The organism is Gordonia metallireducens (genome assembly GCF_021245825.1).
Lineage (GTDB): Bacteria > Actinomycetota > Actinomycetes > Mycobacteriales > Mycobacteriaceae > Gordonia > Gordonia namibiensis.
On record NZ_JAJQJP010000003.1, the window covers coordinates 1 to 10,588 of the forward strand.

At 66.6% G+C, this 10,588-nt stretch carries 9 protein-coding genes; 3 read left to right on the forward strand and 6 right to left on the reverse strand.

The window, feature by feature from the left end:
• Window positions 1-367 precede the first annotated feature (367 nt).
• Window positions 368-1,444 carry an IS110 family RNA-guided transposase gene (locus LQD00_RS01890; RefSeq protein ID WP_232715432.1) on the forward strand — a complete coding sequence of 359 codons (1,077 nt, stop codon included), beginning with the start codon at window positions 368-370 and terminating at the stop codon, window positions 1,442-1,444.
• Window positions 1,445-2,039: 595 nt separating this feature from the next.
• On the opposite strand, the gene LQD00_RS01895 is transcribed toward LQD00_RS01890, so the two are convergent.
• The 6 genes from LQD00_RS01895 to LQD00_RS01920 form a co-directional block, all read right to left on the reverse strand.
• Complete coding sequence (locus LQD00_RS01895) at window positions 2,040-2,966, reverse strand: acyl-CoA thioesterase (RefSeq protein WP_232715433.1); 927 nt, start codon at window positions 2,964-2,966, stop codon at window positions 2,040-2,042.
• Between the two features lie 64 nt (window positions 2,967-3,030).
• Complete coding sequence (locus LQD00_RS01900) at window positions 3,031-3,882, reverse strand: mycofactocin-coupled SDR family oxidoreductase (protein ID WP_232715434.1); 852 nt, start codon at window positions 3,880-3,882, stop codon at window positions 3,031-3,033.
• Window positions 3,883-3,974: 92 nt separating this feature from the next.
• Complete coding sequence (locus tag LQD00_RS01905; protein WP_232715435.1) at window positions 3,975-5,180, reverse strand: thiolase family protein; 1,206 nt, start codon at window positions 5,178-5,180, stop codon at window positions 3,975-3,977.
• Window positions 5,180-5,641, reverse strand: a complete 462-nt coding sequence (locus tag LQD00_RS01910) for a Zn-ribbon domain-containing OB-fold protein (RefSeq protein ID WP_232715436.1) — start codon at window positions 5,639-5,641, stop codon at window positions 5,180-5,182. The genes LQD00_RS01905 and LQD00_RS01910 overlap by 1 nt, the downstream gene beginning before the upstream one ends.
• A gap of 35 nt (window positions 5,642-5,676) precedes the next feature.
• Complete coding sequence (locus LQD00_RS01915; RefSeq protein ID WP_232715437.1) at window positions 5,677-7,239, reverse strand: AMP-binding protein; 1,563 nt, start codon at window positions 7,237-7,239, stop codon at window positions 5,677-5,679.
• 198 nt (window positions 7,240-7,437) lie between these two features.
• Complete coding sequence (locus tag LQD00_RS01920) at window positions 7,438-8,265, reverse strand: enoyl-CoA hydratase/isomerase family protein (RefSeq protein WP_232715438.1); 828 nt, start codon at window positions 8,263-8,265, stop codon at window positions 7,438-7,440.
• A gap of 118 nt (window positions 8,266-8,383) precedes the next feature.
• Between LQD00_RS01920 and LQD00_RS01925 the strand changes: the two genes are divergently transcribed.
• Entirely contained in the window at window positions 8,384-9,286 is a 903-nt protein-coding gene (locus LQD00_RS01925) for an SDR family oxidoreductase (protein ID WP_232715439.1), read from the forward strand.
• A gap of 59 nt (window positions 9,287-9,345) precedes the next feature.
• Window positions 9,346-10,584 (forward strand): cytochrome P450 family protein, encoded by a 1,239-nt coding sequence (locus tag LQD00_RS01930; protein WP_232715440.1) that lies wholly within the window; start codon window positions 9,346-9,348, stop codon window positions 10,582-10,584.
• The last annotated feature ends 4 nt before the right edge of the window (window positions 10,585-10,588 follow it).

Here is a 10,588-nt window from a genome sequence, read left to right on the forward strand (position 1 = left end):
ACCGAGGTGGCCACCGACCTGTACGACTTCGCCGACTGGGAACTCGATGCTCCGATGTCGGAGAGGTACGCGGGGCTGCAGGTGGCGGGCTGAGTCGAGAGTGGGTCACCGGGCCTTCGTGGCAGTGAGAATGGTTGTGGGTGATTGATCGTGTTTGGGTCTGACCTGCTTCGTGGCTGACGGTGCTGTCTTGGACGAGATTTGTCGTCCCGGCGGTCGGTCATCTACGAAACCCTGACCTGTGAGGGCCGGGGCGGGTGTGACCTGATTAGGACCGTGTCTGGCTGCTGGGCCGTGACTCTTCACTGTCCTGTCCACCCGCCCCGGTGAGGTCATCCCACACATCAGTGAAGGAGACATCACCACGATGACCCCAACCACGAACACCACGCAACCGCTAGTACTTGGCGTCGACACCCATCAACGCCGCCACCACGCCGCCCTCGTCACCGCCGAGGGCCGCCTGCTCGCCGATCACGAGTTCCCCGCCACCAGCACTGGCTACCACCAGTTGTGGCAGTGGGCCACCTCGTTCGGCCCCATCACCCAGGCCGGAGTGGAGGCCAGCGCCTCCTACGGCGCCGGCCTGACCCGGCTTCTCACCGCGCACGATGTCACGGTCATCGACGTCAACACCCCCGATCTGCCGCGCCGCTACGCCCACGGCAAAACCGACCAACTCGACGCCCACGCCGCAGCAATGGCGGTGTTCACCGGCCGAGCCGAGGCCATCGCCAAAGACACCACCGGCATCGTCGAATCAGTCCGAATGCTGTATGTGGCACGAGCTTCGGCCGTCGATGAGGCCACCCGCATCGGCAACCAGCTCCGTGACCTGGTCACCACCGCACCTGCCGAGTGGGCCGATCGCTGCCGGGCGGCGACCACCACCGCCCAACGCATCACCCTCATCGAGGCACTGCCCGCACCCGCACCGAAAGCGAAACTGTCGGCACCGGCGGCAGCGTTCGTCCGGGCCGGCCGCTCCCTGCTCACCCGCTACCGGTTGGCCCAACGAGAAGTCACCGACCTGACCCGCGAGCTCACCGCACTGCTGACCACGATGGTTCCCACCCTGCTTGCACGCCCGCACATCGGGCCGGTCACCGCCGCCCGACTGGTCATCACCGTCGGGGAAAACATCGACCGGATGCGCAGCGAAGCGACCTTCGCCAAACTCGTCGGCGTCGCCCCACTCCCGGCTTCCTCGGGCAAAACCCATCGTCACCGACTCAACCGAGGTGGTGACCGGCAAGCCAACAGCGCCCTGCACATGATCGTGGTCGGCCGGATGAAAAACCATCCACCCACCCGCGCCTACGTCGAACGCCGTTCCGCCGAACACAAAACGAAGAAAGACATCATCCGCTGCCTCAAACGCTACGTCGCCCGCGAAGTCTTCAAAGACCTCACCACCGACCTCGGAGCACTGGACAAGCTATAGGACCATCTCGTCGACTTCGATACGCTCCCTTCGTCGCTACTCAGCCCGGCGGCTATCGCTCCTCGCACCTCAGGGAGCGGTAGCGGTCGTGCTTGCGCTCCTCGCACCTCAGGGAGCGGTGGCGGTCGTGCTTGCGCTCCTCGCACCTCAGGAAGCGGTGGCGATCGCGCTTGCGGTCATTGCACCTCAGGGCGTGCGGTTGGGTCGTCGTTTCTCGACCAAGCGCGAAAACTCGTCCCCCTCAGGGGTGCTCGAGGGCATATTGCCCTCGAAGGTCTCTCACGGGGACGAGAATTCTCGTGGCGCGCAGTCCGAGCGGTGCGACGGTTGACGAGGAGATGTAACCAGGCCCTTCGTGGCTCGTCGACTTCGATACGCTCCTTCGTCGCTACTCAGCCCGGCGGCTTGCGCTCCTCGCACCTCAGGGAGCGAGGGCAGCTCGTCGACTTCGATACGCTCCTTCGTCGCTACTCAGCCCGGCGGCTTGCGCTCCTCGCACCTCAGGGAGCGAGGGCAGCTCGTCGACTTCGATACGCTCCTTCGTCGCTACTCAGCCCGGCGGCTATCGCTCCTCGCACCTCAGGGAGCGAGGTGATCAGCTGGCGTGGCCGTTGCGGCTGCCAGTGTGGGAACCGTTGCGCTTCTCGCGGTTTCGGAAGAGGGACTCTTGGGCGAGGCTCGCGAGCAACACCGCGTCCTCGTCGTAGATCCGGCCGGTGTACATACCGCGGCCGCCGGAGGTGGACTCGGGAGACAGGTCCATCAGCATCCACCGGTTGGGGTCGCACTCCCGGTGTATCCACACGGTGTGGTCGATGCTGGGCAGGATGCCGACCTCCTTGACCATCGGGGCCTTCGACAGGCCGGTGCACATGTCGGAGATGAACACCAGGCCGCACGTGTGGAGGTTCGGGTCGGGGTTGGTCGGGTCGGGGTCCAGGGGTTCGGTGATGCGAATCCACAGACGTGTCGGCCAGCGGTGGTACTGGTCGGCGTCATCGGGGATGCGGACGTCGAGGTCGAGCATGCGCGGATCCTGGGGGACCGCGACCAGTTGGGCAGGGGACACCGTGGCGGGCATGTCCTCGGCCTGATAGTCGGCGCCCGACTGTTCGCGTTGGAAGGACGCCGCGAGATGCAGGATGTCGATCCCGTCCTGACTGGCGACGACTTGTCGTACGGAGTACCGGCCACCGTCGCGTTCTCGGGTGACCGTGAACGTGATCGGCTTCGTCGCGTCGCCGGGGACCAGGAAGTAACAGTGCATCGAGTGGGCCCGGCGATGGTCGGGGAGGGTGAGCGACGCGGCGCGCAACCCTTGCGCGGTGAGGCGACCGCCGTAGAGCCCGCGCGGGTCGTCGGCGCTGGCCGGGGCCGCGATGAACACGTCGTTGCCGGCGTCGGCGAGGTCGAGGGCCTGCGCGACGGTCGAGGCGATCTCGCCGGTGTGCGATCTCGGCGATCGCCGGTCCGCCGGATCGACGGCGACGTCGTCGGTCCCGCGCGCGTTCCGTGTGGTCATGGTCCCTCGCTCTCTGGTGTCCCCGCCTCGCCTGCCCCCGTCTCGGTTGTCCCGTCCGTGAGGGTCAGAGGGGAACAGCCTTGGCGATCGCGCCCGCGTCGACCTTGAGCTGGGAGCCGGTGACATAGCGGGACTCGTCCGAGGCCAGGTACACCACCGCGTTGCTGACATCGAGCGGGTCGACCCACGGCACCGGGATGGCGTTCATCACCGGGAAGGACAGGGACGCATCGTCCTTGGTGGGGGACTCCAGGTCGGGACGGAACATCCGGTACATCGCGTCGTTCTGCAGCATGTCGGTGTCGCAGTTGGCCGGATGCACCGCGTTGACGCGGATACCGCGCGGTGCGACGAGGATCGAGAAGTCCTGCACGAGTTGGGCGATGGCTCGCTTCGAGTAGCCGTAGCCGGCGCCGCCGGGGCCGGTCGCCGGGTTGTCGACGGAGCCCGGGACGAGTCCGGCGACCGAACCGATGCCGATCAGCGACGCTCCGTCGCCCAGGTGCGGATAGGCGGCGTTGAAGGTGTTGATAAGGCCGACGAGGTTGACGTCGACGACGTCGAGGAAGGTGTTCGGCGGTGTCTGGCCGAGCGGGCACACGCCGGCGTTGGCCACGACGATGTCGAGATGACCGAAGGCCTCGATGCCCGCGGCGACCGCCTCGTCGAGTGCGGCGCGGTCGCGGACATCGGCTGCGCGCGTGACGATCGACTGTCCGGTCTTCTCGACCAGACGTACTGTCTCGTCGAGGTCTTCCTGCGACGCGAGCGGATAGGTCATGTTCTCGACCGGGCGGGGCAGGTCGACGCCGATGATGTCGGCGCCTTCCTCGGCGAGTCGCACTGCGTGGCTTCGGCCCTGACCGCGCGCCACACCGGTGACGAAGGCTACTTTTCCTGCGAGTCGAGCTGACATGGTGGCTCCCGCCCTCCGATCAAAAGGTTAACTCTTTTGATTCATTAGACACCATGTCAGCCGACCGCAGTGGAGTTTCGGTCGAAGTCCGGTCAGGCGGCGGATCGCTCCAGCACGTGGATTCCGCAGGCCGAACCGAGACCGATGACATGCGCCAAACCGACTCGTGCTCCCTCGATCTGGCGATCGCCGGCCTCGCCACGCAGGTGATGACAGACCTCCCACACGTTGGCGATACCGGTGGCCGAGATCGGGTGTCCCTTCGATTCCAGGCCGCCGGAGACGTTGACCGGGGTCGTGCCGGTGCGCCACGTGGCACCGCTCTCGAAGAAGTCGACCGCATTGCCGGGTTCGCACAGGCCGAGGTTGTCGTAGTGGACGAGTTCGGCGGTGGCGAAACAGTCATGCAGCTCGACCAGATCGAGATCCGACGGGCCGATGCCGGCCAGCTCGTAGGCCTTCTGCGCGGCATTGCGGGTGAGGGTGTTGACATCGGGCAACACCTGGCAGGCTTCCTGCCAGGGGTCGGAGGTCAGGACCGAAGCCGAGATCTTGACCGCGCGGCGTCGTTGTTCGAGCGACAGCTTTGCCAGCTCACTGTCGCTGACCAGCACGGCGGCGGCCGCGCCGTCGCAGTTCGCCGAACACATCGACCGCGTGTTCGGGTAGGCGATCATGACGTCGTTCTTGATCTGCTCGGCCGACATCGACTTGGTGTACGCCGCAAGCGGATTCAGTGTCGAATGCTCATGGTTCTTCTCCGCGATGCGGGCGAAGAGGTCGAGCGGGACATCGGTGTAGTCGACTTCGTGCAGGTATTCCATCCCGACCTGCGCGAAGACGCCGGGCATCGCTTCGGTACCGACGCGTCCGTCGAGGCCGGTCACTGCGCCGAACCGGCCCTGAGGTGTCCATTCGTTGCCTGGCGACGGTTTGGCCCGACCGCCCAGGAGCCCCGCGCCGGCGAGTTTCTCGACGCCGACCGCGAGGGCATAGCGTGCCTCGCCGGCCTTGATGGCCATCACCGCGGTGCGCAGCGCGGTGGCCCCGGTCGCGCACGCGTTGCTGACGTTGTACACGGGGATGCCGGTCTGGCCGATCTGCTTCTGCAGCGCCTGACCGAAGCCCGGCGGTGCCATGAGGTTGCCTGCCGCCAGCATGTCGATGTCCGACATGGTGATCCCGGCGTCGGCGATCGCGGCCAGCGATGCCTCGGCGCCCAGATCGACCACGTCGCGATCGAGGTGTTTGCCGAACTTGGTCATGTAGATACCGAGAATCCACACGTTCTCCGCCATCAGACCGCCTCCCCGTTCCCGGACGTATCCGGTTCGAATCCGAAACCGGTTGCCTCCACGCCGTTGTCGTCGGTGCCGACGACGTATGTCGCCAGGCGCAACGGCATGCCCAAGGTGATGTTCTCGGGCGTCGGGTCGGTGTTGACGACGTTGCCCCGCACGTGCGTTCCGCCACAGTCGATCACGCCGGCGACGAACGGCACCGGCACACCGGGTGCTGCGAAGGACACGATCGTGTAGGTGCGCAGGGTCCCCGTGGTCGGGACGTCGACGTCGGCGAACTCGGTCCCGAAGCACGATGCGCAGGCGTTCCGGTGGTCGAAGTACCGCGCCGAACACTTCGTGCACTCGTGCGCGATGAGGTGGGGATGGTCGCCGAGGACGAGGTAGTCGACGATCGGTACGGCGCCCGGCGAGGCGTCGGAGGACGCCGGGGGTGCCGCGGTGGACGTGTCGGTCATGTGGAGTGGGTTCCTTTCGTGGTGCTGGTGTGCCGTCAGACGTGCCGGCCGCTCGCGGTCCAGAACTCGTCGCGGAGGGTGCGTTTGAGGATCTTCCCGGTCTCGGTGCGAGGCAGGGTGTCCCGGAACTCGACGCTGCGCGGGCACTTGTAGCGGGCGAGCCGGTCCTTGCACCATTCGATGAGCTCGGCGCCGAGGTCATCGGTGGTGGTCGCCGAATCCGCCGTCACCACCAATGCTTTGACCTGTTCGCCCCATTCGGGATCGGGGATGCCGATGACCGCGACGTCGGCGACTGCGGGATGGGCCGACAGCACTCCCTCGATCTCCGCGGGGTAGATGTTCACCCCGCCGCTGATGATCATGTCCTTGGCCCGGTCGCAGATGAACAGGTAGCCGTCGTCGTCGAGATAGCCGATGTCGCCGATGGTGAACGACCGGCCGCGGAAAGCCGACCTGGTGGTCTCCGGGTCGCCGCGGTACTCGAAGGTCGAGGTCGCCGACTCCAGGTAGACGTTGCCGATCTCGCCGGCCGGGAGTTCGTTGCCGTCGTCGTCGAGGATGCGTACGGCCATGCCCGCGACCGCGCGACCGACCGTGCCCGGCTTCTCCAGCCAGCGATGGGGTTTGGCGATCGTCGCCGCACCCTCCATGCCGCCGTAGGTCTCCCAGATCACCGGGCCCCACCACTCGAACATCTGCTTCTTGACCTCGAGCGGACACGGCGCGGCCGAGTGGGCGACGACCTTCAGGCTCGAGTGGTCGTAGCGGTCGCGCACCTCTTGGGGGAGGCGGAGCAACCGGACGAACTGGGTGGGCACCATGTAGGCCGTGGTCACCCGATGCTCGTCGATCATCCGCAGGGTGTCCTCGGGGTCGAACTTGGCCCCGATGGCCAATGCCTGGCCGACGTTCAGGGCGCCGAGATAGAAGCCCTGGCAGCCACCGTGATTCATCCCGGTGGACACGAGGTGGACGCCGTCGAACGGCAGGAACCGGAACGCGCGGCCGAAAGTGGACATGGCGTTCGCGGCCGCCGACGGTTCGAGCGCGGGAAGTGGACGCAGAACACCCTTGGGCTTACCGGTGGTGCCCGAGGAATAGGAGATCGCACCGCCGAGGACCCGGTCCGCCGGGAGGGTGTCCGGGTGGTCGGCGATCAGATCCTCGTACGGCAGGAACCCCGGGATGTCGCCGCCGACGGCGACCGCCAGCTCGAGGGTCTCCGTGTTGCCGACGTCGCTCATCCGATCGGCGAAATCGGGATGGACCGCCACGGCCACCGCGCCGGAGTGTTCGAGGATGTCGCTGAACTCGGCCGCCGACAGCGCGGGATTCAGTGCGAGATAACGGATTCCCATCTCTGCGCAGGCCAGCTGCCAGATCACCGGATCGACGTCATTGGGCAGCGCATAGGCGACGATGTCACCGGCGCCCAACCCGTTCGCGCGTAGGGCGTGTACCAGTCGATGGGCGCTCCCGGTCAACTCGCCGAACGTCAGCGTGCGCCCGCTCGGGGAGGCCACGATCGCCGGCTGGTCGGGATGATCCTCAGCGATCCACCAGACGCCGAGTCGGCGGTCCCACGGATGCTCCACGTCTACCTCCGTCATTCTCCGCCGGACGGCGGGGGTGAAATAGCTGGGTCGGTTGTCTGTTCAGGTCACCAGGTGGTTTCGATACGGCTCGTCGCAAGCTCCTCGCCTACTCAACCGGCGGCTGGGGGACGATCGCTCTCCGCCGGCCGAGTAGGCCCGAGGGGCTACCCGAGGTCCGTATCGAGGTCAGCGGCGTCGTCACCGGTAGGCGGGCGGATCGTTCCGGCGGGGCTGGGCGCGCCGGACCTCGGCGGGTTGGTTGCCGATGTGGGTGTACGCCATACCGTTCTGCAGTGCGGCGGTGCGGGTCATGTCGAGGGATTCCCAGATGGCGCGTACGGTGCCCTGGACCGCGACCGGATTGCGGGCCGCGATCGACGCGGCGATCTCGTGGGCGCGTGACCGCAGGTTCTCGCGATCCACCACCTCGGTGACCAGGCCCAGGCGCAGGGCGGTCTCGGCCGTGATCCGCTCCTCGGTGCCCATGAGTGCCCACCGCAGGACGTCGCCGAGGGGGACGCCGCGGTTCAGCATGCCGATCGGTTCGAGGGCCGAGACGATGCCGCCGTTGGCGTGCGGGTCGAAGAACTCGGCGTCGGCGGAGGCGATGATGATGTCGGATTCGTTGAGGAAGTACTGGGCCCCGCCGGCGGCCATGCCGTGCACGGCGGCGACCACCGGCTTCCACACACGGTGGTGGATCTTCGGCGACAGTGAGACGCCGGGATCGAAGGTGTTCCACACGTTGTCCTTGGCGAACCAGGAAGTCCCGCCCTTGATGTCGGCTCCGGTGGAGAAGGCGCGATCGCCGTTGGCCTGGATCACCACGGCGTGGACGGCGGCGTCGTCGCGAATCGTTTTCCAGGCCCATTCGATCTCCGCCGCCATCGCGTCGTTGAACGAATTCAGGGCCTCCGGCCGGTTGAGCGTGATGGTCGCGACGTGGTCGTCGGAGACCTCGTACTCGATGGTCGTGAGGGTATCCGGGGTCGTCGTGGTGTCTGAAGTGCCGAAATCAGTAGTCACAGTGCGTCTCCCGGCCCCCGCCCGGACCGGCGGGCGGATTCTCGAATGTGGCATAAATCATGTAACTCAATGTACTATCACTAGGCGTAAGCGCGAAGCTGAATGCTGGGAGCGATGCATGGGGAGTCTGGACGGCCGCGTGGCCATCATCACCGGGGCGGGACGCGGGATCGGGCGGGAACACGCGCTGCTGTTCGCCCGCGAAGGTGCGGAGGTCGTCGTCAACGATCTCGGTGGCTCGCGTGATGGCAGCGGTGCAGACGCCTCCGCGGCCCAGCGGGTGGTCGAGGAGATCCAGGCCCTCGGCGGCAAGGCGGTCGCCAATCATGACGACGTCGCCTCCTGGGAGGGGGCGGAGTCGCTGATCAACACCGCCGTCGAGACCTTCGGTGACCTGCACGTCCTGGTCAACAACGCCGGCATCCTGCGCGACCGGACCGTCGTCAACATGTCCGAGGACGAGTGGGACGCGGTCATCAATGTCCACCTCAAGGGGCATTTCGCTCCGCTGCAGCACGCCGCCGCCTACTGGCGCGGGCGCTCCAAGGTCGAACCGGGCGTCAAACGGGCGGTCGTCAACACCAGTTCCACCTCGGGTCTCTTCGGTCAGCCCGGCCAGGTCAACTACGGCGCGGCCAAGATGGGGATCGCGGCGATGACGATGATCGCCGCCGGCGAGCTCGCCCGCTACGACGTCCGCGTCAACGCCATCGCCCCCGCCGCGCTGACGCGTCTCACCGCCGGTCTGGCCGGCGTACCCGATCCGGAGAAGGGCGAGCAGGCCGGGCCGATGGATCCCGCCAACGTCTCACCGTTCGTGGGATACCTGGGAACCGAGAACTGTCCGATCACCGGACGGGTCTTCTTCGTCATGGGCAACAAGGTCAAGCTGTTCCAGCCGTGGGCGATCATCGACTCCATCGAGAAGCCGGGCGACGAGCGTTGGACGATCGCCGAGCTCGAGACCGCGGCCGCCCGACTGGCAACCGTTCCCTTCGACCTCGGGAACTGGCGGGACTGACCTGGCGGACCGCGAGGTCGGTCTTCCGCCCACAGCAGGCAACGAAAGGTGAACATCCCATGACCAGCGTCGCAACCCCGACCATGTCGGTGACCAACCTGGCCGATCCGGTGATGTACTACAACCCGTACCCGCGGTATGCCTACCTCCGTGAGAACGAGCCCGTCTCCCGACTCAAGGCCCCGATGATGGTGCGCGGCACCGGGTACATGGTGACCCGGCACGCCGATGTGCAGGCGCTGCACACCGACGAACGCTTCTCCACCGATTCGATGCGCTACGGCGGCGCGGCGCGTTTCAACTGGATGCTCCCGCAGACCCTCAAGTTGCTCAGCGAGACGATGGTCTTCAAGGACGACCCGGAACACAAACGTCTCCGCACGCTCGTCCACAAGGCGTTCACCCCGAAACTCGTTGCGGGGATGAGCGATCAGGTCACCGACATCGCGAACCAACTGGCCGACGAGCTGGCCCGGAAGAAGGATGTCGACCTGGTCGACGACTACGCGGTCGAACTCCCGCTGCGGGTGATCTCCTCGATGCTCGGTGTCAACGACGCCGACCGCGCGGAGTTCCATGACCTGGTCAACAAGATGACCGAGGACTCGGGTGGCGGTCCGATCGGCATGATCCGCCGCATGCCCGTCGCCAACAAACTGCTCAAGTTCATCCAGCATCTCGCCGACGAGGCACGCGCCCATCCTGACGACAACGTGATCTCGGCGATCGTCGAGGCCCGCGAGGACGGCGACCGCCTGACCGATCGCGAAGTCCTCGGCATGATCTTCCTGCTCCTGTTGGCCGGCCACGACACGACGTCGAACCTGATCAGCAGCAGCGCATTGGCTCTGGTGCGCAATCCCGACCAGCTCGAGGCGCTCCGCGACGACGAGGCGTTGTGGCCCACCGCCATCGAGGAGTTGCTCCGTTACACGACGCCGGTGGCGTGTGCCGCTCCACGCATCGCGATCGAGGACCTCGAGTTCGCCGGCACCCACATCCCTCGGGGCAGCCAGGTGGTCGGCATGATCATCTCCGCCAACCGCGACAAGGAGGTGTACGACGATCCGGAATCGCTGGACCTGGCCCGATTCCCGAACAAGCACATGTCCTTCGCCTTCGGCGCCCACTACTGCCTCGGGCATCACCTGGCCCGCCTCGAAGGTCGTGTCGCCCTGCGCACCCTGATCGAACGGTTCCCCTCCCTCGAGGTGACCGTCCCCGACACCGACCTGCGGTTCAAGGCGACGCTGTCGCTGCGCGGCCTGAAGTCGTTGCCGATGCGCGTGGGTGGGTGACTCC

Excerpts from the sequence above, each read along its gene's own strand:
- LQD00_RS01890 (WP_232715432.1), top strand. The coding sequence starts at position 368 with ATGACCCCAACCACGAACACCACGCAACCGCTAGTACTTGGCGTCGAC.
- LQD00_RS01895 (WP_232715433.1), bottom strand. The coding sequence starts at position 2,966 with ATGACCACACGGAACGCGCGCGGGACCGACGACGTCGCCGTCGATCCG.
- LQD00_RS01900 (WP_232715434.1), bottom strand. The coding sequence starts at position 3,882 with ATGTCAGCTCGACTCGCAGGAAAAGTAGCCTTCGTCACCGGTGTGGCG.
- LQD00_RS01905 (WP_232715435.1), bottom strand. The coding sequence starts at position 5,180 with ATGGCGGAGAACGTGTGGATTCTCGGTATCTACATGACCAAGTTCGGC.
- LQD00_RS01910 (WP_232715436.1), bottom strand. The coding sequence starts at position 5,641 with ATGACCGACACGTCCACCGCGGCACCCCCGGCGTCCTCCGACGCCTCG.
- LQD00_RS01925 (WP_232715439.1), top strand. The coding sequence starts at position 8,384 with ATGGGGAGTCTGGACGGCCGCGTGGCCATCATCACCGGGGCGGGACGC.
- LQD00_RS01930 (WP_232715440.1), top strand. The coding sequence starts at position 9,346 with ATGACCAGCGTCGCAACCCCGACCATGTCGGTGACCAACCTGGCCGAT.